Raw genomic sequence first — 25,499 nt, forward strand, 5'->3', positions numbered from 1 at the left:
ATACTAGCGATTATGAGAAAAAGGCTTCTACTTCAGAAATTGAGCGTGGTAAACAACATACCACAACACGATCACCAGCTTCAATTTTAAAACTTCCCAACGGAATTAATCCGGTGCCGTTTCGAATAACTCCACCAAAAATAGCTGATCTTGGGAAATCGAGTTCTTTAATAATTTTATTAGTGATTTTAGAATTTGGTTTTACAACAAATTCTAAAAGCTCCGCATTCATGTTGGCAAGCTTGGTCATGGCCACAACTTCTCCTTTTCTAATATATCTAAATATATTGTTTGCAGCCAAAAGTTTCTTATTAATTAGTGTGTCAACACCAATAGATTGCGATAATTGATAATAATCCATATTCTCAACTAAAGCAATTGTTTTTTTAACACCTTTTGATTTAGCCAAAAGACAGGACATGATATTAGTTTCAGAATTACCTGTTACTGAAATAAAGGCATCCATATCGCCGATATTCTCTTCATCTAAAATTTCAACATTTCTGCCATCACCACAGATCACTAAAGCATTTGGAAGTCGATCAGCCAAATCTTCAGCCATCGATTTGCGGCTTTCAACTAATTTTACATTAAACTTGCTTTTACAGAGGTCTCTGGCCGTTTTATATCCAATTTTACTACCACCAAGAATCATTACATTCTTGATCTGACTTTTAACTTTTCCTGAGAGATCAAACAATTCAGCATCGCCGCCCTTAGATGTCATAAATACCACCTTGTCCCCTTCTTTAAATTGGGTATCACCTCGTGGTATTATGGTATACTGAGTGGCATAACGTTGAATGGCAATTGGGATAAAGTGTAATTCTGAATAGATCTCTGCGGCCTCTCTAACCGTCTTTCCGACGAAAGTTGCTGTTCGAGACAAACGCAAACCTAACATGGTTAATGCACCATCTTCAAACTCATAGGTGTCATTAAAACCGTATTGGTTGAGTAATAATTCGATTTCTGAAGCTGCTAGCGATTCAGGTGAAATCAATTCATCGATTCCAAACTGTGAAAACCCAATGGTTTCTTTCTCTTCAATAAATTCAGTGTTCGAAATTCTTGCAATCGTACGTTGTGCACCCAATTGCTTGGCCAGAACACAGGCCGTAATATTTGTAGTTTCAGAAGAAGTTACTGCAATAAACAAGGCAGAAGATTCTATACGCGCTTCTCTAAGGATAGAAATAGAGGTAGCATCACCTTTAATGGTTTTGATATCTAAATGCTCTCCGGCATAAGATAGGCTATCTTTTCTTGTATCGATAAGGGTAATCTCTTGCGACTCGTAGGATAATAATTTTGCTAAATGAAATCCTACCTCTCCAGCACCTGCGATAATTATTTTCATCGTGAATTGTTCCTAATAAACATGCAAATATAGAAAGAAGTTCTAAGTTGGAAAGCCAGAATTCCCTTAAAGTTAAGTTACCATTTGAAGCTTTTAACGATTCGTGAAGAAATTCAGAAAAACTTTAATACACTTTAAACACTTACAACTTCAAGGACTTAGATGTTATCCGTATATTTGCCAAAATTTTTTTAATGGCTGAAAAAGTAAAACCTTATAAAAATAGTGAGGCGTCCAAAAAAGAGCAGATCACGGAAATGTTCGACACCATTTCTAATGAATACGATGGACTCAACCGTGTTATTTCTCTAGGTATTGATGTAAAATGGAGACGGAAAGTTGTTAAAATAGTTTCTGAAAAAAAACCTGAAAATATCCTCGATATTGCCACAGGAACTGGTGATCTTGCTATAAATCTTACCGTTACTAATGCCAAAGAAATTGTTGGTTTGGATATAAGTAATGGTATGCTTGAAGTAGGACGAAAGAAAATTGCATCTAAAAATTTAGATGACACCATTTCAATGGTTGTGGGCGATTCTGAAGATCTTCCTTTTGAAGATAACACCTTCGATGCCATCACTGTGGCCTTTGGCGTTAGAAATTTTGAAAACCTTGAAAAAGGTCTAGCTGAAATTTTAAGAGTATTGAAACCTGACGGAATTTTCGTGATCCTAGAAACTTCTGTTCCAACAAATCCAATCTACAAGTTTGGTTATAATATCTACTCGAAAGTGGTATTACCAACGGTAGGAAAATTGTTTTCAAAAGATAAAATTGCGTATAATTACCTCAGCGAATCTGCATCGGTATTTCCATATGGCGAAGCGTTAAACAATATTTTAAGAAAAATTGGGTTTATTAATGTCGAAGATAAACCACAAACGCTAGGCGTAGCCACCATTTATACCGCATCTAAAGCCTAATTATGAAGAAAATCATAGTTTTTGTAGCCTTATTATTATCCTTCCAAATGGCAACTGCACAGTTGTTTACCAAGGAAAAAGTTGCTAATAATATTGACAACATCGACCAAAAGTTTTTGTCGTGGGGTTATTTTTTGGGCTTTAATCAATATGATTTTAAGTTCAACTATAACGAAGATCTTTCTGATATTCTGGTTGATAAAACCTTCGGATTTCACTTAGGTCTTATCGGTGATATGCGAATTAACGACTATTTAAATCTTCGTCTCGAACCAGGTGTGTTCTTTACTACAAGAAACCTCATGTATGACGAAAGTTACTTTGCCGGACAAGAATTTAACGATTCTGATTTAATGCGTGAAGTAAAATCGACCTACATTCATGTGCCATTATTGTTGAAAATATCCACAAAGCGCATCAATAATTTCAAGCCATTTATTATTGGTGGTGTATCTACAGCCTTAAATTTATCGAGTAACGAGGAAAATCCTGACGATAATAGTGCTGGTGAATTCAGAATGAAAAGAAATACCTATTTCTATGAGATTGGATTTGGCATTGACCTTTACCTTCTTTACTTCAAATTTACACCGTCAATTAGAGCTATCTTCGCTATGAACGATGAGATTGTTAGAGATGCAGACCCTAATAGTCCTTGGACAGGTAATGTTGCTAAAATGCAAACCCGAGGGATCTTTATCAATTTTACGTTTCAATAGAACGCCTTTTAAATTCACTTAAAACAATCGCTGTTGCAGTTGCAACATTGAGACTTTCAGTTTCATTATGACTCCCAAATTGCGGAATGGACAATCGTTTGCTAACCGTTTTACTGATTTCTTCAGATATACCATTGGCCTCGTTACCCATAATGATAACTCCAGTTGTTGGTAATTCTGAATGATAAATATTTTCACCGTCCATATATGTTCCGAAGATAGCGCCCTGATAATTCAAGATGAAATCATCAAGCGCTGTATAGCTCACGTTAACTCGTGTGAGCGAACCCATAGTAGCCTGTACAACCTTCGGATTAAAACAATCAACCGTATTGTTGCTACAAACTAAATCTGTAATTCCATACCAGTCGCAAAGGCGAATAATAGTGCCTAAATTACCAGGATCTCTTATCGCGTCTAATGCCACAATTAAAGCGTTCTTGTTTATAGATTTTGACTTGGGAATTTTAAAGATTGCCAGAGCCGTATTAGGATTTTTTAATGATGAAATCTTTTTCAGTTCGGCTTCAGAAATGTTAAATAATACGTCATTATGAACCTTGAACAGGTCTTGGGTCGTATATAACGCATGAAGTTCTACATCTGAATTCAAAAATTCATTGATGCCCTTAATGCCCTCAACTATAAACAAGCCTTGCTGTTGTCGGTATTTTTTTTGAGCTAAACTTTTAATTAATTTTATTTGATTCTTTGATAACATAAAATGTCTTTACATTTGTTAGCATAATTACAAAGTAAACCTTTTTGGACTAATTTTTGTTTAAGCAATCCATATCAATAAATCATAGACCTATAAAGCTTGCAAGTTCCCTTCACAATACTAAATAAATATCGCAGTATCTTATTCAAGCTTTGCTTGTTCTTTTCTGTGGTACTTTTAAACTCTTGTGATGTAGTAAAGCGCGTTAAGTCTAACGAGCACCTTATTACCAAAAACACCATTATTGTTGATGAAAAGGTCACAAAAGAAGAGCGTGTAAATAATCTAATCATTCAGAAAACTAATTCGGGTATCGATCGTTTTTTGGGGTTTCCTTTGCGGCTTCATGTCTATAATTTAGCACGCCCAAATATCGATTCCATTCTCGAAGCTAAAGTTTTGAGCGATTCTTCTAAAGTTAAATGGAAATCGAAAGTTTTATCTAGAAAGCAGTTCGATAGAGAAATTCAATCGCGTAAAAATTTTAATAGTTGGTTAAAGCGTACAGGTGAGGCACCCACAATTCTAGATGAAGATAAAACGGCTAATACCGTTCTTAAGCTAAGAAAATATTATTACACCAAGGGTTGGTTCGACAATGAGGTTACTTATGACATTCAAAAAGACAGCACAAAAAGAGCTCAGGTAACTTATAATGTTACTCGCAAAGACCCTTATTTTTTAGATTCTATTACTCCGATTATTAGTAGTCCGGCTATAGATTCTTTATACAGTGATTTTAATAAGGGATCACTATTAGTGAAAGGCGAACAATACGACGAGCAAAATTATGAGCGCGAGCGCGAACGTATTAATGATTATTTACGAAATCACGGATTCTATTATTTCGGGCAAGATTACATCAGGTTTGTAACCGACACGATAGGCACCGATCATAAAGTCAATACAGAACTTGTAATTGCAGACCGGGTGATCAGAACCGATGATTCAACTACTGTTGAGCCTTTCAAAATTTATAAGATCAAGGACGTCAATATTTTTACAGACGATAATTTCGCCAATCAATCTAAAGCTATATCCGACACTACGGTCTACAAGGACTATTCATTATATAGCAAGGAAAAACTCAGGTTTAGACCCAAAGCATTGACGGATGCCGTTTTTATTAATAAAGGTGATATTTATAGTGATATTGCCCGTAGCCGGACTTCGCGATATCTCAACGATCTCCAAATGTTTAGGTACCCTCGAATTGAATACCTCGAAAACAGAGAAGACACCACACTTACGGCCAATATTTATCTTGAGCCAAAGAAAAAATATGCATTGAGTCTCGATTTGGATGTCTCTCAAAGTAATATTCAGACCATAGGATTTTCAGTAACTCCGGGATTAAAGATCAGGAATATTTTTAGAGGTGCCGAAACACTAGAATTAAGTGGAATTGCAGCTATTGGTGCTTCAGAAGACGGAAATGACAATGACGAAACGTTTTTCGATATTAACGAGTTTGGTGGCAATATCAGATTAACAATACCTCGGTTATTTACGCCTTTCAATACCGAAAGTATCATTCCGAAATACATGTCACCAAGTACTGCCATTAACCTATCGACAACAAGTCAGCAGAACATCGGATTAGACAAGCAAACACTTTCTGGATTATTGAGTTACAACTGGGCACCGAAACCAACGGTTACCAACGTGCTCGAATTATTCAATGTGCAGTTTGTAAAAAATCTAAATACTAGCAATTACTTTGGGGTTTATTCTACATCGTATAACCGACTTAATGGCATTGCGCAAGATATTGGCTATATTCCTTCTAACGACAACTTAAGCTTTCCTAGTGAAACAGATCAATTTATTAATGATGTACTTACCGAAAATACGAGTTTAAGTCCAGGTGATGACGATTTTATAGCGGTTAATAATATTGAAGAGCGAAAACAACGACTTACTGAAAATAACCTCATCTTCTCTTCGAGTTTTGATTATGTAAAAGACAAGCGAACCAACATTTTTGATAATAGTTTTTCCATTTTCAAATGGCGTGTAGAGTTAGCAGGAAATTTATTGTCTAACCTGTCAGAATTATTTGGTTCTACGCAAAATGCCGATGGTAATTATGAGGTGTTTGGTGTGGCTTTTTCGCAGTATTTTAAGACTGAGATCGATTATATAAAGTATTTTGATATGGGGCAGAAGAATGTTTTTGCCTTTAGAAGTTACGCCGGAATTGCAATTCCGTATGGTAACTCCAATAGTATACCATTTGCAGAAAGTTTCTTTGCTGGTGGACCAAACGACAACAGAGCATGGACAGCCTATAATCTTGGACCCGGAAGCTCTTCAACCACAAACGAATTTAACGAAGCAAACTTCAAAATTCATCTTAGTGCAGAACAGCGTTTTGGGCTGTTTGGCGATCTTAGAGGTGCACTATTTATTGATGCTGGTAATATTTGGAATGTATTAGATAATGTTGAAGATGATAGAGCGACGTTTACAAATTTCAACTCGCTTCAGGATATAGCCGTTGGATCTGGATTTGGCTTACGTTATGATTTCGATTTCTTCGTCCTCCGTGTCGATACAGGATTTAAAACTTACGAGCCTTCCTTACCCGAAGGTAATCGATGGTTTAAAAATTACAATTTCAGAAATGCCGTTTATAACATCGGAATTAACTATCCGTTCTAATTATTCTTCAGGCTGAAAAGCGATATCGTTTTCGCAAATTTTATCTATGATTATTCGATAAAAACTGTCAATTAGGTCTTCAAAATTATGTATTTTTGAAATCTAATTTCAATCATAAAATTATGAGTCACAATATCAAGCCTGGCGTGGCAACAGGACGAGAAGTTCAGGAAATTTTCAAACTAGCAAAAGAAAAAGGATTTGCCCTACCGGCGGTAAACGTCATAGGTTCAAATACTATTAACGGTGTTTTAGAAACAGCAAAAGCTTTAAATGCACCAGTAATCATTCAATTTTCAAATGGTGGTGCGCAATTTAATGCGGGTAAAGGATTAGGAAATGAAGATCAAAAAGGTGCTATTGCTGGCTCAATTGCCGGGGCAAAGCATGTACATCAAATGGCAGAAGCTTATGGTGTTCCTGTAATTTTGCATACTGATCACTGCGCGAAGAAATTATTGCCTTGGATCGATGGTTTACTAGATGCCAGTGAAAAGCATTTCGAGGAAACCGGAAAGCCACTTTATAGCTCACACATGATTGATCTTTCAGAAGAACCTTTGGAAGAAAACATTGAGATCTGTAAGGAATATTTAGCTCGAATGAGCAAAATGGGTATGACCTTAGAAATTGAATTAGGTATTACTGGAGGTGAAGAAGACGGTGTTGACAATTCAGATGTGGACGCTTCAAAACTATATACGCAACCCGAAGAAGTTGCTTACGCATATGAAGAGTTAAGCAAGGTGAGTGATCAGTTTACAATTGCGGCTGCTTTCGGAAATGTACACGGTGTTTACAGACCTGGTAATGTAAAATTGACGCCTAAGATCTTAAAGAATTCTCAAGAATATATCACCGAAAAATACAACGTTGGTCACAACCATATCGATTTTGTATTCCATGGTGGATCTGGATCGACGGTTGAAGAAATTAGAGAGGCAATTGGCTACGGTGTTATTAAAATGAATATCGATACGGATATGCAATGGGCATTTTTGAGTGGTGTTAGAGATTACATACAAGATAAGAGTGATTATTTGCAGACTCAGATCGGTAATCCTGATGGTGCTGATTCTCCAAATAAAAAATATTACGACCCAAGAGTGTGGTTAAGAAAAGGAGAGCAAGCCTTTGTTGAAAGACTGAAAAAAGCTTTTGAAGACCTAAATAATGTAGATACTTTATAAGTTTAAACAGATATAAAATAAACCTATCAAACCATAACACATTGGATTTGATAGGTTTGTTGTTTTTATAAATACTATTCTTAACTACTTTTGAGTTTAATTAAATAGTAGTAATTTTGTCCCAGCTAACTAACTGAAAACATTGATTGCAGACGTCTACGTTAATGCTGCAATTCCAAATCAAAATCGTATATAAATATGGCTTGGTTTAAGAGAAAAGACAAAAGAATTCAAACTTCCACAGAAGAAAAAAAAGACACACCAAAGGGGCTTTGGTATAAATCCCCAACTGGTAAGATCATAGATACTAAAGAACTTGAACAGAATTTTTATGTGAGCCCTGAAGATGGTTACCATGTAAGAATTGGAAGTAAAGAGTATTTTGAAATACTTTTTGATGATAATAAATTTAAGGAATTAGATGCCAATCTTACATCAAAAGATCCATTAAAGTTTGTTGATACAAAAAAATATCCGGACCGTTTAAAGGCAGCTCAGGCAAAGACCAATCTTAAGGATGCTGTTCGTACCGCGGTTGGTAAATCTAATGGACAAGATTTAGTGATTGCTTGTATGGACTTCGGCTTTATTGGTGGTTCTATGGGTAGTGTTGTGGGTGAAAAAATTGCACGTGCTGCAGATTACGCCTTAAAGAATGATACGCCTTTTATGATCATTAGTAAATCTGGTGGTGCACGTATGATGGAGGCAGCTTTATCGCTTATGCAGTTAGCAAAGACGTCAGCAAAACTGGCACAATTAGCAGAAGCTAAGATCCCATATATTTCATTGTGTACAGATCCTACAACTGGTGGAACCACGGCCTCATTTGCAATGCTAGGAGATATAAATATTGCGGAACCTGGTGCCCTAATCGGATTTGCGGGGCCGCGCGTTGTAAGAGATACAACCGGACAAGAACTACCTGAAGGATTTCAAACTTCAGAATTTTTGTTAGAACATGGTTTCTTAGACTTTATTTCACACAGAAAAGAACTAAAGAAAAAGATCAACTTATATATTGATTTGATACGAAATCAACCTTTAAGAGCATAAAAAAAGCGAGCCTAACAGCTCGCTTTTTTTCACCAATCAAACTAAAACCAAATAACAATTCTAATTTAAAGTTATAGGTATTTCTGTACCGTTATTGAAGGTAAATGTTGCCTGGTTATCGCAACTACCATCACCATAATCGAATAATCCACCGAAGTTTGTGCGTTGTACATCGAAAGAGCCACTTACAAAGAATGCACAGATTACTTCTCTTCTTAATGGTTCAATAACTTCATAAGTGTGCGTGTTACCGTTTACGAAAGTTGCTGTCCAGTCCCCAGAAATTTCAAATACGTTATCACTCCAAACGCCACTACCAAAGCCTTCAACCCATTCTCTGATCTTTGTTCCTTCTCTAGAAGCTTGAACACCATTTGGCCAAATAACTGTTATACTGAGATCATGTGTAAATTGAGGGTTGCCATTTTCGTTAGATAATTCTTTTAAGATAGATCGGCTGGCAATAATATTTTTTCCATCGAAGAAAAAGTCGATCAAATTATAATTGATCATAATTTGTTGAGCTTCAGGATCTCTTGTATAATCGAATACAATTTGCCCTTGAATTAAATGGCCGTGAATCATACACCCTTCAGAACCGAAGTCTAAAGTTACTTGTCTATAACCTTGCTCTGCAACTACAGTAATAGTGACGCACTCCGGAATTCCGTCAGAGTAGCTATTTCTACCTAACTCACTTTGCTCCTGTCCTTCGTAGGCATCTACAACCAAGTCTCCTAAAATATTGTCTACCTGATCGATTTCTGCAGATCGTCTAACTTCTAAAGTGTCTTGTGCTGGATCTTGCGTTTCTGAAACATCATTGTTATCACTACATGATGTAAAGACTAAGCCTAAAACCACAAGGCCTAACATTCCTTTTTTTAATGATTTGAAATTTTTCATGATTACTTTTTTATTGTTAATGTAGTGTTAAGACTTGTTCAAATTGAAAAGGTTTAATCTGAACAGAAAAAAATTATACTTTTTTCAAATAAATTGAAAATTCTGTACCTACATCAACCTCGCTGACCACTTCAACCTTACCGCCTAAAGATTCTATGTGGTTTCTTGTAATAAAGAGACCAATTCCTATGGCATCTTCATTAAAATGAAAGGTTTTATACATCTGAAATAGTTTATCACCATATTTTTCCATATCTATTCCGAGGCCATTATCTCGTATTTTAAATATGATAAACTCGTCTTCAATTTCGGTTGACAGTTCAATCACAAGCTTTCGTTTTTCTGATCTATACTTAATTGCGTTTGTAAGGAAGTTTAGAATAATACTATCTAAATAAGCTGGCAATGCATAAACTTGGAGATTTTCATCGACTTCGTTATAAATGGTAGCTTCAGCATTTTGAGCCATCGCAATAATACTGTACAATGCTTTTTCGAGATAATTATAAAGGTTGAGTGCTTCTAACTTTGAAGATTCAACTTCTTTAATCTTTGCTACCTCCGTAAGATGCGCTACAGTGTCTTCGAGACTTTCAAGTGCAGTTTTTAAAAGTTGGTAGTTGTCACTGTCTTTAAGATTTGGGCAATCATCTGTAATGAAATTTGTAAGTGTTGAGAGATTTCCAGAATGCGATCTTAAATTGTGTGTAACAATATTGGCAAAAGATGAAAGCCTCTCATTTTGTTCGCGTGCCACTTGAAGCATTGCTCGTAACTTAGTTTTGATTTTCTCCTGATTTGTAATGTCATTGAATTGCCATATCATATGCGGTCTTCCCTCTTTGAAGTATACCAGGGATACATATACTAACACCCAAATAAGTGTACCATCCTTATGAAAATAGCGTTGTTTAACTCGGTACTTATCGATCTCACCTAGAATTAATTGCTCAAATTTTTCTTCGTGTACGCCAAGATCTTCAACGAACACAATATTATCGATGTCCATATTTGATAATTCAGATCGGCTATATCCAAGAAGTTCACAAATGCTGTCATTGACTTTTAGCCAATGGCCAGAAAGGCTTACGACGGCAATTCCGTTGTAGGTATTGTTAAAAATACGTTCGAGAAGGTCGTTGCTTGCTACAAAATTACCCTGAAGTTGTGTTGCTTTCATACCTCATTATGATTTGGATTTCACTAGAAAGCGCTATTTAGAAGGAAAGGGTAACTCTAAAAATGCACAAAATATCAACGATAAAAGTTACGAAAAAAAACTTCAAATCACAAAAAAGTACTATATTTGCCGCTTGAAAGAAAACCTTTCAAAGTACATAACAATCATTTACAATAATATTAGAATGTATTTAACTAAAGAAAAGAAAGCTGAAATCTTCGAGAAGTACGGTAACGGAAAAAATGATACCGGTTCTGCAGAAGGACAAATCGCGTTATTTACGCTTAGAATTAACCACTTAACTGAACACTTAAAAAACAATCGTAAAGATTTTAACACAGAGCGTTCGTTAGTAAAATTAGTAGGTAAGCGTCGTGCGTTACTAGATTATTTAACTAAGAAAGATATTTTGAGATATCGTGCAATAGTTAAAGAATTAGGATTAAGAAAATAAAAGAAACCACGCTCAAAGCGTGGTTTTTTGCTCAATATTTACGCAATCGAAAGCGTCTAAAATTCGAATTGAAATAGCAGAAAAGATTCCAAATTCTATTTGGAATTACAGTTTTTCATTGGTCACAACAACTACACAACAACACAACGACCATTGTTTAACATTACTTCGGTATGTTATTATTACTGAAGTGCGAATAAAAATTTTATGATTCCAAAAACTTACAAAGAGGTCATAGACCTTGGTGACGGTAGAGAAATTTCTATCGAAACCGGAAAATTAGCTAAGCAAGCGCATGGTAGCGTTGTGGTGCAATCTGGTAATTGTATGTTACTATGTACAGTAGTTTCAAATTACCATCAAGCAGATGTAGACTTTTTACCATTAACAGTAGATTACCGCGAAAAGTTTGCTGCAGCTGGTCGTTATCCTGGAGGTTTCTTCAAAAGAGAAGCAAGACCGAGCGACGGTGAAGTATTAACTATGAGATTGGTAGACAGATGTCTTCGTCCGTTATTCCCGAAGGATTATCACGCCGAAACTCAGGTAATGATTCAGTTAATGTCTCACGATCCAGAAGTAATGCCAGATGCTATGGCAGGTTTAGCTGCTTCTGCAGCAATTCAATTATCAGATATTCCTTTTGAAACGGCTATTTCTGAAGTTAGAGTTGCACGCGTTAATGGCGAATTTATTATCAATCCAACATTTGCACAATTAGAAGCGTCAGACATTGATATGATGATCGGTGCTTCTGCTGATTCTGTAATGATGGTTGAAGGTGAAATGGACGAGATTTCTGAAGAAGAAATGGTTGAAGCTATAAAAGCTGCACACGAAGCTATCAAAATTCAGTGTGATGCTCAGTTGAGATTAGCTGAAGCCTTCGGTAAAAAAGAAACTCGCGAATACGATCCTGAAGTTGAAGATGAAGAATTAGCTAAGAAAATTCATGAAATGGTTTACGACAAAACCTATGAAATTGCTAAAGCTGGTTCATCTAAGCATGAAAGAGGGGCAGCATTTAGCGAGATCAAAGAAGGTGTGTTTGAATCTTTCAGTGAAGAAGAGCAAGACGAACTAGGTAAACTCATCCACAAATATGTTGCTAAAGCTCAGAAAGAAGCTATTAGAAACCTAACTTTAGATGAAGGTTTACGTTTAGACGGTCGTAAGACAGACGAGATCAGACCAATTTGGTGTGAAGTTGATTACTTACCATCAACTCATGGTTCTGCGATTTTCACCAGAGGAGAAACTCAAGCATTAGCTACGGCAACATTAGGTACTAGTAGAGACGCAAATATTATTGATATGCCATCTTACGAAGGTGAAGAGCGTTTCTATTTACATTATAATTTCCCTCCATTTTCAACTGGTGAAGCACGCCCAATCAGAGGAACTTCACGTAGAGAAGTTGGTCATGGTAACTTAGCACAACGTGCATTGAAAGGCATGGTGCCAGACGATTGCCCATATACAGTAAGAGTTGTTTCTGAAGTATTAGAATCTAACGGATCGTCGTCAATGGCAACAGTTTGTTCTGGAACAATGGCTTTAATGGATGCTGGTATTCAAATTAAAAAACCTGTATCTGGTATCGCAATGGGTCTTATTTCTGACGGTGATAAATACGCCGTACTTTCAGATATTTTAGGAGATGAAGATCACCTTGGTGATATGGATTTCAAAGTTACTGGAACTGCAGATGGTATCACTGCAACGCAGATGGATATTAAGATCAAAGGGCTTTCTTATGAAATTCTTGTAAAAGCATTAATGCAAGCTAAGGAAGGTCGTTTACATATTCTTGAAAAGCTTACCGATACTATTGCAACACCAAATGCTGAAGTAAAAGCACATGCGCCTAAGATCATTACTAAAGTTATCCCAGGTGAATTTATCGGTGCTGTTATCGGTTCTGGAGGTAAAGTAATTCAGGAGTTACAAAAAGATACTAACACCACTATCGTTATTAATGAAGATCCTGTTACAGAAGAAGGTATTGTTGAGATCCTTGGTACTGATCAAGCTGGAATTGATAAAGTAATTGCTACTATTGAAGCGCTTATGTTTAAGCCAGAAGTAGGAAGCGTTTACGAGGTGAAAGTTATCAAGATGCTAGATTTTGGTGCTGTAGTAGAATATACTGAAGCTCCTGGAAATGAAGTCTTATTACACGTTAGTGAATTAGCATGGGAACGTACTGAGAATGTTACTGATGTAGTGAATATGGGTGACGTTTTTGACGTGAAGTATTTTGGTATCGATCCAAAAACAAGAAAAGAAAAAGTTTCTCGTAAAGCGCTCTTACCAAAACCTGAAGGTTGGCAGCCACGCCCAAAACGCGATAATAATCATCGTGGTGGAAATAACAACCGTAGAGATAATCGTAACAGAGATAATCGCAATAGAGATAATCGTCGTGACGATAGAAAACCAAGAGAAGATAGAAAAGACGATTAGTCTTCTTTAATAGTTACAAACCGCTTCAAAATTGAAGCGGTTTTTTATTTTTTCACCATGGCCCAATAATAGCTCCACTAACAAAAGGCCCATTCCAAGTGGCAAAATAGATAATAGAAAGACCTATGGTTGTCCCTACCACTCCGATGATAATTCCATAAATAATTGACATGGTTTTATCGTGTAGTCTTATCGACTCTAATTCATTGGGTTGTATTAAGGTTCTATTGGCCTTGCGTTTTACACCATAATATTGTCCGTCTTCGAACACTATTCTTTTGAACTTTAATTTCTGACCATCTTTCGTCTTTAGTTTTACCCTTTTTTCTTCCTGAACTGCTTTATCTATTGAAACATTGGTTCTGTGGTAGACCCTACAGCTTTGAAATAGAAGCAGCATAGACAGAGAGATCACAGTTGACTTAAGACACCTTTTTATATTTTTCATATCCTCATAATTTTTTATTCTTTAGATTCCACCTCCAGCGGCAAAAGCGATGGCAGGCGCCATTAGAGCTAAGGTTCCTATCATAAGAATATTCATGAATGTTGATAATCCCTTGTTCTTTGGGCGTATAGATTTAATTTCATCTTCCTTTAATTCGACCTTAACCCACTCTCCTTTTTTCTTTGTTAGACCATAAAACTTATGGTCTACATACTCAATTCGCTTAAATTTGAGATTTTCATCTCCGTTTGTTCGTACTTTAACTTTTGTCTGCTGCTCAGAAGCCTCTTCTAGGCTAACCGTGTTAGCTCTGTAAATACTGCAACTTTGAAACATGAATGCTAGAGCTAAAATGACAACAATGGGGCGTTTCATAGAAAAATTGGTTTTCATAATTATATAGTTTGAATTAGATTCTATTCCATTGTAAGACAATGCCATAGGTATGAATAGCCCGTTCAGAATTCAAATTGCTCTGAAATCTTAGGCCAAAAGAAAATCGCTTTCCTGTTTTAAATCGAAGTTGTAGTTGAACTGGTATCCCTAAGGAAAAGCTATTAGAGTCTTCATGCTTTATTCTGAGTAGTCCTGCACCGATATTGGCATCTGTAAAAAACCAAGGAGCAATTTCAATTTCTCTACCATAAAGCAGATTTACCTGCAAGAAGTTATAGCCATAATTCCATATCGAAAACTCTTCACCGAATCCTGCAGAAACAGTAAAAATGTTCTTTTTTAATCTAAAGCTCACATCAGAACTTATAGATACTCCAAAAGAATGATGCTCACTAAAAAACTCTAATGGAGAAATGGCAAACCCATTAAATTCCAACTTTTGATCTGCTTTCTTCTGACCAAGAACCGTTGTACTAAATAGGATTAAGGATAAAATTAATAGCTTCATGATTAGTCAGTTTAATAAGTATCAACACAAAGCTATTTTGCAATTATTGAAAACACTTTAGTCAAAATGCAGACAATAATTTATATTTTTTGTAATTTTTACAAAATATATAATGAAGCGATCAAAATATTAATAAATAATGCAAGAACAGTTTTTTAATGCTCTAAGGCAACGATCTGCCGATAATACATCATTTGTTGAAGAAATAGCAGGTATTCTCGACATTGGTTATGATGCTGCCTACCGACGAATCAATCTCAGAACTAATCTATCACTCGAAGAAAGTGTGATTTTAGCAAGGCACTATAAACTTTCACTTAATAAATTATTTGAAGTCGATAGTCCTAATACCGTAATGACTGAATTACCGCCGCAACCAAAGGACGAAAAAGGCTTAGAGCAATGGTTTAAAGTGTCTTTGCAAAATGTGCAACCACTTACTAAAGTAAAGTCGGCAGAATTTATTTGGTCAGGAAAAGATATCTCCCTTTTTCACACACTAACAGATTCGTTTTTAACACGCTATAAAATGTTTGTTTGGCTCAAGGATTTAGATACCTCAATGACCAAAAGTAAGATTACATTTGATGAATGGGTGAGAGAAATTCCGAATTCACTTTTAGATAGTGCTTTTTCCTTGGGCAATGTTTACAAGAACATCAATATTACAGAACTCTGGAATGACAATACAGTTACAGGTACATTGCAACAACTCTTATATTATTATGAAGCCGGACTTGTTGCAAAAGAGACGGCTTTAAAGATCTGTCAAGATATTCATGACGTGATCGACCATACAGAGCAACAGACCATTCATCAATCTATTCTAGGTAGCGAGAGTAAAAAATCTTTCAAACTCTATAAATGCGACCTGCACATGCTAACCAATTGCCTAATGGTTACTACGGCGCATCAAAAAGTATTTTTTGTACCCTTTACCGTCCTAACCTATTTTAAAGTAGAGCATCAGGCCACTTGCGATTTAATGTATGGCTTTCTGCAAAAACAAATGAACATATCGAAACTTCTTGTAAATGCTGGTGAAAAAGATCGTGCACTTTTCTTCAATAGAATGCACAAAAAAATAGATATGCTTAAAACAAGAATTGAGATGGATAACGAAATCTTCAGCCTTGAATAATTACGAATTACATTCCTAAATAGAAGAGAATTTAAGATAGACTATTTTTTTACGCAACCTTTTTGAAGTTCTGAGTCTTATAAGAAAAAGACCTATGAATTTCAAAAAACTATTATTTCTGTCCGCCCTTATCTTATCCGTTTCCTGCAGTAAAGACTTAGACGATAGACTTGGCCTACGACAAGATTATCAGGAGATTAACGCCATCCCGGCCGACTCAGATCTATTTGATAATCTTAAGGAGGTGGCTTCGGATAGCGACAACCAAAATGAAACAATCGCCTGCATCGACTTTATTTATCCAATCACTTTATTTGTCTTTAACGAAAATGATGAATACCAATCTACGTCTACCATCAGTGATGATGACGAGTTTAGCAATTTCCTTGCCCCAATACCAGAAACCTATTCCATAAGTATCAGTTTTCCTATTAGAAGCACCTTAAACACTGGTGAAGAATTTGAAATAAATGATAAAGAAGAATTGGAGGAATCTATAAGCAACTGTTTAGATATTGAAATGGTTGGTGAATGTGAAGGTTTAATTAGAGAATGCCTTTGGAAAGTAGGTTATAGTTTTGAGTACGACAATCCGTATCTCGGAAACATCCTTCAAGAATCTGATGGATTTTTAACCTTTAACTATGGAGATGACATTCTACCTGGCTCCTGGACGCCATTCGTTATTGAAAGTGAACTTCACATCAATATAAACCTCATCGATACGACAGCGGTTGGCCAATTTTTCAATTTCGACTGGAAAGCCGAATATATTGATCAAAACTCGCTAAGGCTCTTTTATGAAGATAAAGAATTGATCTTAAATCAACGCTGTGATCTCGACTTCAATATTTGTAAGGATTTTAAGTTTGAATCGTGCGAAACTGAACTAGACAGTGGCGTTGCCGAATTTTTACTGGGCGAATACAGCTTTTGTATTTTCGACACTTTAGACTATGACCAAGAGCAGGATAATTTAACCATAACTTACTATGAGTCTGAAGAAGATGCGCTGCTTATGACTAACCCTATTTTACCCGATGAACCTTATTTAACGAATGAAGAAATTCAGATCATTTATGTAAGAATTAACGATCTGGAAAGTGGCGAACATTTTATTGTAGAGATTGAACTCATCGCTGAGTCTTGTTAGAACTTTAAGCACATCGAAGGTCTTTAAACATTTTCGAAAAAAATAAAGGTAATCACGCAACCTTTTCAAATTATACAGACTATAAAGTAAACCACTTTGTATTATGAAACATAAAATTTTATTGTCGCTCAGTCTCATTATAAGTTGCCTTTTGTTGTCTTGTTCTGAAGACGAACTTGAATTAAATAACCAGAATGCTGAAACAGTTTCAGAATGTGATTTAAACATTGTTGAAGATACCCTCATAGCACTGTGCACTGACGGTAGTAATACGGCTCGACCAGATCAGGTTTTGACTATTTCAGCTTCATTTTATTCCAAAGGAGATAACCCTTCTAATACCGTGTTTACATGGACTATTTCCTCTGGAAGTATGGAGATTTTAAGTAACGAGTCTATAATTGACAATGAAAATTCTATTGCTAGATCAGTAGTGACGATAAGGCTGAATTCAGATTTTACAGGTGATGGCGTCATTAATGTTTTATCTGAAAATAATAGTGGTAGCGCCACGATGAATCATTTAGTGGAGCTCGATGCTTCAGAATGACAAGTAATTATGAAGAAATCACATTTATGTAATTAAATTTGAACTGCAACTGCTGAATTCGGTAAACAACATATTGAAACTAGAAAAATTAATAAAAGGGTGTAAAAAACAAAGCTTGAAGGCACAGGCTGAGTTATACCAACTCTATAAAGATAATTTGTTTTCAATTTGCTTGAAATACTGCAGAAACCGCGAGGAGGCACAAGACAATCTTCAAGATGCTTTCATTGAAATTTTCAGTAAGATCAAATCGTACAAAGGGAATGGTTCTTTCGAAGGATGGATGAAAAGAATAACCATAAATAAAGCTATAGACAAGTATAAAAAAGACAAAACGGTCAACATCACCATTAATGATAATATAATGATGGATACTTCAATTGAGTCGGGAACTTTGGAAGTCATTCCTTTAGAAGACGTTTTAAACATCATACAGGAATTACCACCAAAATATCGATTAGTATTTAATCTCTATGAGTTAGATGGGTATTCACATAAAGAAATATCAGACCTGCTTCAAATTAGTATTAACACATCAAAATCGAATTTACACAGGGCTAAAGGCATATTAAAAACAAAGATTCAGCAGTCATTACAATTAACGCATCAAAATCAAACCTCTAATGGCATCTAAAGAAGACATAGGATTCGCGGTTAAAAGCAGACTAGAGCAGCACACGGCAAGCCCTGATGATGTTGTTTGGGCTAATATTGAATCGCAACTTAGAAAAAAGAAACGACGAAGATTCATCTATATCTGGCTCGTTGGCGGACTGCTTGGTCTATTCGCTGGCACCATGTGGTACACTAATAGTTTTAATACGTCAAATCCAGAAAACACAATTTCGAACCCGTCAAATTCGACCACTATAATTTCTGAATCTGATCAAATTGGCGAGAATGATACCACTAAAATTGTCAATTCAGACGATGTTAAATCCTTCACATCAACAAATATCAATACGTCTTTAGTAAATAAGACTCAACCAATTTCTACCAAGAACCTTTCAAATAAAACCCAAAAGTCTTCAGACGATAAGATTCAAGATGAGCCAAATCGGAATACTTCAGAATCAAATGATTCGACTGATAATGAACAAACCCATTTACCGCAACAAACTGAACTAGGAGAAATTGAAGAAGAAGAAAACAACACTGACGAAGAAATTATCCCTGAAAAGGAATTGGAAGATGAGTTGAATAAAAGTGAAAAGATAAAGGATAGCCTGCCGTCAGAAAGCCAATCACGATGGAGCTTCACACCACACATAATAGGTTCAAACTATGGTGCTTTGAATGCAACAACTTCCGATAATTTTAGTATTAATTACGGTTTATATGTTAGCTATAGAATGACCGAAAAAGCCTATGTTAGAACTGGGATAAGAAAACTCGATCTAGAGCAACGAATAGACAGCTTAACCAATAGTTCTAAATACCTCGAAATTCCATTAGAAATCAAATATGTTCCATTCGACAAAAAATTAAATCCTTATGTAACGGGTGGATTGAGTTACTTTATTTTACAAGATTCTAACGCTTCTAATATGATGGAATATAGAGCAACACTAGGTTTAAATGTTGGTCTCGGTGTAGAAACCAAATTATTTAACAAGTTATACCTCAATCTTGAAAGTAATTTTAACTATCAATTGCAACCATTTAGGGAAAACAATGCTATACATCCATATATTTTTTCAATACAAACCGGGATAGAATACAGGTTTTGACCATGCAGGTTTTAAGTGAAGTTTAAAGCTAGTACATCTGTAAGGTTGAAATTCAAGATCAATAATTACCTTCTTGAAAAAAATAATTTGACAACTTTTGTAACATTTTTTCGAGTTTGTGCGTATAATAATAGTAACCTATTGTTACATAAAATTGCACAAATCTTAAAAGTACATGAGACAACTTAAAATTACAAAGCAGGTAACCAACCGTGAAACCGCGTCATTAGATAAATATTTACAAGAAATTGGTAAAGTAGATCTTATTACTGCGGACGAAGAAGTTGAGTTAGCGCAGCGTATTAAGGCTGGTGATCAGATAGCTTTAGAAAAATTGACTAAAGCAAATTTACGTTTCGTAGTTTCTGTTGCTAAGCAATACCAAAATCAAGGATTAACCTTACCAGATCTTATTAATGAAGGTAACTTAGGTCTTATTAAAGCGGCACAACGTTTTGATGAAACCCGTGGTTTTAAATTCATCTCGTATGCAGTTTGGTGGATTCGTCAATCTATCTTACAAGCACTAGCTGAACAATCACGTATTGTACGTTTACCATTGAACAAGATCGGTTCTATAAATAAGATCAATAAGACATTTGCATTTTTAGAGCAAAGTCATGAACGTCCACCTTCAGCAGAAGAAATTGCCAAGGAATTAGATATGACGATCAACGACGTAAAGGAGTCTATGAAAAATTCTGGGCGTCACGTATCTATGGATGCGCCTTTAGTTGAAGGCGAAGATTCTAATTTATATGATGTATTACGAAGTGGTGAATCACCAAATCCGGATAAAGATTTATTACACGAATCGTTACGTACAGAAATTGAACGTGCCCTTGAGACCTTAACACCTCGAGAAGCAGATGTGATTCGTTTATATTTTGGATTGGGGAATCAACACCCAATGACTTTAGAAGAAATCGGAGAAACTTTCGATCTTACTCGTGAGCGTGTAAGACAAATTAAAGAGAAAGCAATTCGTAGATTAAAGCATACATCACGTAGTAAAATATTAAAGACCTATTTAGGATAAGGTTAGTTTTTTGTATATTTAACGACCAACCTAATAAAGGTAACAACAGTTACAAAACATAACTGTTCGTTTTTTGATTGATGAAAGAACCCACGGCTGATTACCGTGGGTTCACTTTTTTTGAGCTATATTAGTGTAAATCAACACCTTTATAAAAATGAAGGCTATATGTTACATAAGTAACTTTGCAAAAGGTTTGAACCACAGCGCTATTTCAGAATTAATAGAGTTCGTTAATTTGAATAATACGCGTCACAAGATTACTGGCTTGTTAATTCTGAAGAACAAGCACTTTTTTCAAATATTAGAAGGTGAATCTCAAAAAATTGACGCCTTATACGAAAAAATTAAAGAGGATAAGCGGCATAAGGGAATCATTAAATTACTAGACACAAATATTGAAGGCCAAATCTTCGATAATTACAATGGTGGAAAATTCGAAACTTTTCAGAAATATGCAGATATGAAAAGGTTATATTTGTACTTTAATTGGATCAAAAACGCTAACTATTTACCAGCTGACAAATTGATTCATTTAACCACAAATTTCTTAAAACATAACAAATGAGTAACTGCTTAATTGCACCTTCAATGTTGGCAGCCGATTTTGGCAATCTTCAGCGCGATACAGAAATGGTAAATCAAAGTGAGGCCGACTGGTTTCATATCGATGTGATGGACGGCCATTTTGTACCAAATATTTCTTACGGCATGCCGGTAATCGCAGCAATAAAAAAGCACGCCACTAAACCCTTAGACGTGCATTTAATGATTGAAAAGCCCGAACGCTATATAGAAGAATTCGCAAAGGTTGGAGCAGATATTATTACGGTTCACTACGAATCTACAGTACACCTTCACCGAACACTCCGACAAATAAAAGATGCAGGTTGTAAAGCTGGTATTGTACTTAATATAACAACTCCAGTTTCTGTACTAGAAGATATTTTACCAGAATGTTATATGATATTATTAATGTCGATTAACCCTGGTTTTGGAGGACAAAAATTTGAAGACGTCACCTATCAGCGCGTAAAAAAATTGCGTAAGATGATCAATGACCAAAATCTAGATACAAGAATAGAGATCGATGGTGGAGTTACAGATAAAAATATTGAAAAATTAGTGGAAGCGGGTGCAGATACCTTTGTCGCCGGAAGTCATGTCTTTAAAAGTGATAATCCCACAGCGACCATCGAAAATTTAAAACGTTTAGCCAATTCATAAAAAAAGCGCCTTTCGGCGCTTTTTATTTATAATTGTTTCAAGAGATAGTTAATTAAGTCAGTGGTTGTTACGATCCCTACCAGGAAGCCATCATCCACTACTGGCAGCGCATGAAACTCGTTTTCGGATAATATCTTGGCTACCTCTTTAATTGTCGCTGTAGATGGAACTGTAACAACATTTTTAACCATCACTTGATCAATTGTAAACATATTGTAAACGAGCGTATCAACCTCCTCGTCAGTATCATATACGGCATCAGCAAAACTAATGCGTAGTAGGTCAGAATAACTTAGCATTCCGACTATAACATCACCAGCTACGACTGGTATATGTCTTATCTTATTTCGCTTAAAAAGCATTTCGGCCGTTTCAAGATCATCATCTCTATTAAGAGCAATGATATTACGGGTCATTATTTCAGAAATTGGTGGAACATATCTCATGACTATCGGTTTTAAAATTCACTATTAAAAGTAGTATTTAAAACCGACAGAAAGTATGATAAAAATCATATATAAGAGTCTGAAACTAAGATTTGATCAACTCAGAATTATTCCTGACTACTGCCATAGCCATAATTATATCCATAGTTATAACCGTAGCCATAGGATCTGCTTGCGCCTACATTATTTAGTACATAAGCCATATTTTGAAGTTTGCCAGAATCGTGAAGTTCTCTAGAAAACTTTAAAAGATTCTTTTCAGTATAGTTTGCTCTAACCAGGTAAACCGTTGCATCTGCCAATTGAGAAATTAACATCGTATCTGTAACCAGAATTAAAGGTGCAGTATCTACAATTACATAATCGTAGATTTCTTTTGCTTCTTCAATTAATTTCTCAAACCTTCCGTTAGTGAGCAAATGAGCTGGGTTTGGAGGTATACTACCAGACAACATAATATGGTGGTTAGGGTGTTTATCAAAACCACTAATTAATGAATCTTTCCAGTCGAAATCTACATCATGTAGATAATTTGATAGGCCTCTTTTTTGCTTATCTTCAGCAATATGTGTATGAATTTGAGGATTCCTAAGGTCTGCTCCAATAAGTAGTACCTTTTTATTTATACTTGAAAGTGCCAAGGATAAATTTATACTAATATAGGTTTTACCTTCTCCTTTAATCGTAGAGGTACAATAAATTACTCTTCCCAATTTATCTTCTTTTATTGGTAAGATATAATCAACATTAGAACTTAATATCCTGAAGGATTCTGCCAAAGGTGAACGGTCATTTGGATCTTCAAAAATTATGTTCTTTTTCTTTCTTAGATCTGGTATCTCACCAATAACAGGAACATTTGGCGAATATTTCGTCACATCGTCTTTACTATGTAATTTATCATCAAACACAAAGGTCAGATATAAAATTCCGATAGGAAGAAATAGACCACCGAGTATTGCAACAGCATAGATTATACCCTTCTTTGGAGAAATAGGGTTTGTGCTCGATAAGGCATCTTCTACAATTTTGATAGAAGGTTCGGTAATGGCCAAATTTATAGCAGCTTCTTCTTGCTTCTGAAGTAGTAAGAGGTATAAGCTTTCCTTTATCTTTTGTTGTCTTTGTATCGCCTTATATAATCGCTCTTGCTCTGGAATTTGCGAAACGCGACCTGCATATTGTTTATTCCTAACATCCAATTGATTTAAGGATGCTTCCAATTGATTTTTATAGGTTTTAATAGATCTATTGATGTTAGATCTTAGGTCTAAAACCTGATTTTCAGCTGCCTTCACCGCAGGGTTATTCTCACCTGCACTACTTTTTAGTTTATCTCTGTTGAGGACCGCAATATTATATTCTGAAATAAGGGTGTTAATACCAGCATTCTCAATTCCGAAATTAGCTGGTAGTAAGCCTAATGTATTGTCATCGGTGTTCAGAGATTTGTCGAGAAGGTTTGAAAGTGTAATTTGATTTTGAATTTTGAATAATTCTTGCTCAGACTCCGCACGCTGTTGAAGTCCCAATTCTGCATCGGCTGTAATATTTACAATATTGTTGTCTTCTTTGAAGACCTCCTGGTCAATTTCAATCGAATCTAATTGCACTTCTAATAGCTTAAAGCGATCTGCTATAAATTCTAAAGTGCGCTGAGACACAAGTTGTCTATCTTTTATTCCGTCAGCATCAAAAACACCCATAAGAGTATCTAATATGCGCTCGGAAAGCTCTTTACTCTCACCCTTCATAGAGAGTTGTAATAAATCACTTCGCTCTCCAATAGTCTCTACTTTAATTTTATTCTTTAAAGACAATGCAGCATTTTTTAGAGTCGCGAACTTTATGATATAAGACTTGTCTGCGAAACTTTCTGCTAAGGCTTTATTCAAATTTATATTGAAAGGAAGACGATGGTCTTTACTCTTGGTATTAAATTCGTTAAAGGTAAATGACTTATCAGTATTTAGATTGTCTATTTGCAAACCATTGTCTAAAATATTAACCTTATATGACATTGGGATGGTAATGCTATCGGGTTCAATGATCTGTTGAAATTCGAATGGTAAATGATCTATTTGAGTTGTTTGAATTGTCCCTACTTCATAAAAACTTGTGTTCAGGTCTAGCTTCCTAACCACGCGATTCATTATAATGTAAGACGTAAGAATTTCAATCTCATTCTCTAAATTGATGTTACTACGGTTGAATATAAACGCCGACGTAGGTAATTCTAATCCTTCAGACTCGTCGAGGATTTTTATTTTAGAGTAAGTCTCATAAATTCTAGGTGAGTACCTCAAAAACACATAGGCCGATATTAATGAAACTACCAACGCTGCAAGAAACCACGGCCAATACCTTAATAATCGTTTAATTTCATGTTTAAAATCAACATTATCATCATCATTTTTTGCGTAGTTATGATCGTATCTAACTTCCATAGTTTATCTCGACAATAAAATGGTTATACTAAGGGCCAAAGAGGCAATGGTTAATACGGTTCCGGCATTACCAATAAAACCTGCATTTTTCACTCTTGGATTGTTTGGGTTGACTATAATGATATCATTAGGTTTTATAAAGTAGAATTCACTATCAATAAATGATACTGAGGTCAAATCTATATGCGAAACTCTACGAATGCCTTCAACCTCTCTTTGAACAAGTATATCATCTCGCTTACCATTGATTGTTAAATCACCAGCATATCCTAGAGCCTGTAAAAGCGTAATATTTTGCTCTGTAAAGGTAAAGGTACCTGGTTGATTAACCTCTCCCAAGACAGTTACTTTTGCATTTATTAAACGCACGCTCACAGTTGGATTTAAAAGATGTCCACCAGAAACGAGTTTATCCTTTATTACTTTTTCTAGTTCTTTAGTGGTTAGGTCTTTGGTGATAATATCTCCTAATACAGGAAAGGTAATATTATGGTCTACGGACACTAAATAGCCATCAATTTGCATGATCTGCAGATTAGGAACTTGTGCACCTCTCGTCGATGTTTTGTTATAGGGTATTGATGCTTCAGGAACTAATGTTGCAACATCAATCTTTAGAATATCATTAGGTTGAATTACAGGGTCTGAATAATTAACATTACTGTTGTTAGCGCTGTCTGCATCTTGAAGATATAAAATATCCTTTTTTGAAGCGCAAGAGCTTATAAAGACGAGTAATATGATTCCCGTAATAAGTTTTCTCATTTAAATG

The 25,499-nt window shown here is 35.5% G+C and carries 25 protein-coding genes; 15 read left to right on the forward strand and 10 right to left on the reverse strand.

All coding sequences use genetic code 11. From position 1 onward, the window contains the following. Nucleotides 1-10 precede the first annotated feature (10 nt). Nucleotides 11-1,360 carry a Trk system potassium transporter TrkA gene (trkA, locus tag DDY94_RS00635; protein WP_111682096.1) on the reverse strand — a complete coding sequence of 450 codons (1,350 nt, stop codon included), beginning with the start codon at nt 1,358-1,360 and terminating at the stop codon, nt 11-13. 194 nt (nt 1,361-1,554) lie between these two features. On the opposite strand from trkA, the gene ubiE reads away from it, so the two are divergent. After that, nucleotides 1,555-2,286, forward strand: coding sequence for a bifunctional demethylmenaquinone methyltransferase/2-methoxy-6-polyprenyl-1,4-benzoquinol methylase UbiE (ubiE, locus tag DDY94_RS00640; RefSeq protein WP_111682097.1), 732 nt, complete (start codon nt 1,555-1,557; stop codon nt 2,284-2,286). 2 nt (nt 2,287-2,288) lie between these two features. Continuing rightward, a complete protein-coding gene (porT, locus tag DDY94_RS00645; protein ID WP_111682098.1) occupies nt 2,289-3,005 on the forward strand; it encodes a type IX secretion/gliding motility protein PorT/SprT in 717 nt (238 codons plus the stop codon). On the opposite strand, the gene DDY94_RS00650 is transcribed toward porT, so the two are convergent. Further along, the gene (locus DDY94_RS00650; protein WP_111682099.1) at nt 2,992-3,726 is read right to left on the reverse strand and encodes a TrmH family RNA methyltransferase; all 735 of its coding nucleotides are present in this window, start codon (nt 3,724-3,726) and stop codon (nt 2,992-2,994) included. The genes porT and DDY94_RS00650 overlap by 14 nt on opposite strands. Nucleotides 3,727-3,825: 99 nt before the next feature. On the opposite strand from DDY94_RS00650, the gene tamL reads away from it, so the two are divergent. The 3 genes from tamL to accD all read left to right on the forward strand — a co-directional run bounded on the left by tamL (nt 3,826) and on the right by accD (nt 8,636). Further along, nucleotides 3,826-6,390: a translocation and assembly module lipoprotein TamL gene (gene tamL, locus DDY94_RS00655; RefSeq protein WP_111682100.1), complete on the forward strand. Its 2,565-nt coding sequence runs from the start codon at nt 3,826-3,828 to the stop codon at nt 6,388-6,390. A 122-nt stretch (nt 6,391-6,512) separates the two neighbouring features. Next, on the forward strand, nt 6,513-7,580 hold the full coding sequence (gene fbaA / locus DDY94_RS00660; protein WP_111682101.1) for a class II fructose-bisphosphate aldolase: 1,068 nt from the start codon (nt 6,513-6,515) through the stop codon (nt 7,578-7,580). 198 nt (nt 7,581-7,778) lie between these two features. Continuing rightward, complete coding sequence (accD, locus tag DDY94_RS00665; protein ID WP_111682102.1) at nt 7,779-8,636, forward strand: acetyl-CoA carboxylase, carboxyltransferase subunit beta; 858 nt, start codon at nt 7,779-7,781, stop codon at nt 8,634-8,636. Nucleotides 8,637-8,696: 60 nt separating this feature from the next. Here accD and DDY94_RS00670 read toward each other — a convergent pair whose 3' ends face one another. Together DDY94_RS00670 and DDY94_RS00675 are read right to left on the reverse strand one after the other, a co-directional pair. After that, on the reverse strand, nt 8,697-9,542 hold the full coding sequence (locus tag DDY94_RS00670; protein WP_111682103.1) for a hypothetical protein: 846 nt from the start codon (nt 9,540-9,542) through the stop codon (nt 8,697-8,699). A 73-nt stretch (nt 9,543-9,615) separates the two neighbouring features. Next, the gene (locus DDY94_RS00675) at nt 9,616-10,722 is read right to left on the reverse strand and encodes a sensor histidine kinase (RefSeq protein ID WP_111682104.1); all 1,107 of its coding nucleotides are present in this window, start codon (nt 10,720-10,722) and stop codon (nt 9,616-9,618) included. Between the two features lie 184 nt (nt 10,723-10,906). On the opposite strand from DDY94_RS00675, the gene rpsO reads away from it, so the two are divergent. After that, entirely contained in the window at nt 10,907-11,176 is a 270-nt protein-coding gene (gene rpsO, locus DDY94_RS00680) for a 30S ribosomal protein S15 (RefSeq protein ID WP_111682496.1), read from the forward strand. A gap of 207 nt (nt 11,177-11,383) precedes the next feature. Further along, nucleotides 11,384-13,642 (forward strand): polyribonucleotide nucleotidyltransferase, encoded by a 2,259-nt coding sequence (locus tag DDY94_RS00685; RefSeq protein WP_111682105.1) that lies wholly within the window; start codon nt 11,384-11,386, stop codon nt 13,640-13,642. 52 nt (nt 13,643-13,694) lie between these two features. On the opposite strand, the gene DDY94_RS00690 is transcribed toward DDY94_RS00685, so the two are convergent. The 3 genes from DDY94_RS00690 to DDY94_RS00700 are packed head-to-tail and all read right to left on the reverse strand — an operon-like array spanning nt 13,695 to nt 14,994. Next, nucleotides 13,695-14,090, reverse strand: a complete 396-nt coding sequence (locus tag DDY94_RS00690; RefSeq protein WP_111682106.1) for a hypothetical protein — start codon at nt 14,088-14,090, stop codon at nt 13,695-13,697. A 21-nt stretch (nt 14,091-14,111) separates the two neighbouring features. Then, nucleotides 14,112-14,483 (reverse strand): hypothetical protein, encoded by a 372-nt coding sequence (locus tag DDY94_RS00695; RefSeq protein WP_157957204.1) that lies wholly within the window; start codon nt 14,481-14,483, stop codon nt 14,112-14,114. 16 nt (nt 14,484-14,499) lie between these two features. Next, complete coding sequence (locus DDY94_RS00700) at nt 14,500-14,994, reverse strand: hypothetical protein (RefSeq protein ID WP_111682108.1); 495 nt, start codon at nt 14,992-14,994, stop codon at nt 14,500-14,502. Nucleotides 14,995-15,133: 139 nt separating this feature from the next. Here DDY94_RS00700 and DDY94_RS00705 point away from each other — a divergent pair, with 139 nt between their 5' ends. The 8 genes from DDY94_RS00705 to rpe all read left to right on the forward strand — a co-directional run bounded on the left by DDY94_RS00705 (nt 15,134) and on the right by rpe (nt 21,834). Then, nucleotides 15,134-16,135, forward strand: a complete 1,002-nt coding sequence (locus DDY94_RS00705) for a hypothetical protein (protein WP_111682109.1) — start codon at nt 15,134-15,136, stop codon at nt 16,133-16,135. A gap of 94 nt (nt 16,136-16,229) precedes the next feature. Next, entirely contained in the window at nt 16,230-17,288 is a 1,059-nt protein-coding gene (locus tag DDY94_RS00710) for a hypothetical protein (RefSeq protein ID WP_111682110.1), read from the forward strand. A 103-nt stretch (nt 17,289-17,391) separates the two neighbouring features. Continuing rightward, nucleotides 17,392-17,838 carry a hypothetical protein gene (locus tag DDY94_RS00715; protein ID WP_111682111.1) on the forward strand — a complete coding sequence of 149 codons (447 nt, stop codon included), beginning with the start codon at nt 17,392-17,394 and terminating at the stop codon, nt 17,836-17,838. 73 nt (nt 17,839-17,911) lie between these two features. After that, nucleotides 17,912-18,472, forward strand: a complete 561-nt coding sequence (locus tag DDY94_RS00720) for an RNA polymerase sigma factor (protein WP_111682112.1) — start codon at nt 17,912-17,914, stop codon at nt 18,470-18,472. Beyond that, entirely contained in the window at nt 18,462-19,568 is a 1,107-nt protein-coding gene (locus DDY94_RS00725; protein WP_111682113.1) for an outer membrane beta-barrel protein, read from the forward strand. Before DDY94_RS00720 ends, DDY94_RS00725 begins: the two co-directional genes overlap by 11 nt. A gap of 175 nt (nt 19,569-19,743) precedes the next feature. Then, nucleotides 19,744-20,607 (forward strand): sigma-70 family RNA polymerase sigma factor, encoded by an 864-nt coding sequence (locus tag DDY94_RS00730; RefSeq protein WP_094967995.1) that lies wholly within the window; start codon nt 19,744-19,746, stop codon nt 20,605-20,607. 157 nt (nt 20,608-20,764) lie between these two features. Continuing rightward, the gene (locus DDY94_RS00735; protein WP_111682114.1) at nt 20,765-21,175 is read left to right on the forward strand and encodes a BLUF domain-containing protein; all 411 of its coding nucleotides are present in this window, start codon (nt 20,765-20,767) and stop codon (nt 21,173-21,175) included. Beyond that, nucleotides 21,172-21,834: a ribulose-phosphate 3-epimerase gene (rpe, locus tag DDY94_RS00740; RefSeq protein ID WP_111682115.1), complete on the forward strand. Its 663-nt coding sequence runs from the start codon at nt 21,172-21,174 to the stop codon at nt 21,832-21,834. Before DDY94_RS00735 ends, rpe begins: the two co-directional genes overlap by 4 nt. A 26-nt stretch (nt 21,835-21,860) precedes the next feature. Here rpe and DDY94_RS00745 read toward each other — a convergent pair whose 3' ends face one another. From DDY94_RS00745 to DDY94_RS00755, 3 genes are all read right to left on the reverse strand, one after another. Continuing rightward, a complete protein-coding gene (locus DDY94_RS00745) occupies nt 21,861-22,280 on the reverse strand; it encodes a CBS domain-containing protein (protein WP_111682116.1) in 420 nt (139 codons plus the stop codon). Between the two features lie 107 nt (nt 22,281-22,387). Next, nucleotides 22,388-24,727: a GumC family protein gene (locus DDY94_RS00750; protein ID WP_111682117.1), complete on the reverse strand. Its 2,340-nt coding sequence runs from the start codon at nt 24,725-24,727 to the stop codon at nt 22,388-22,390. A gap of 3 nt (nt 24,728-24,730) precedes the next feature. After that, nucleotides 24,731-25,492, reverse strand: a complete 762-nt coding sequence (locus DDY94_RS00755) for a polysaccharide biosynthesis/export family protein (protein ID WP_111682118.1) — start codon at nt 25,490-25,492, stop codon at nt 24,731-24,733. Nucleotides 25,493-25,499: the final 7 nt, after the last annotated feature.

Origin of the sequence: Winogradskyella tangerina, assembly GCF_003260205.1 — a bacterium.
Classification (GTDB): domain Bacteria; phylum Bacteroidota; class Bacteroidia; order Flavobacteriales; family Flavobacteriaceae; genus Winogradskyella; species Winogradskyella tangerina.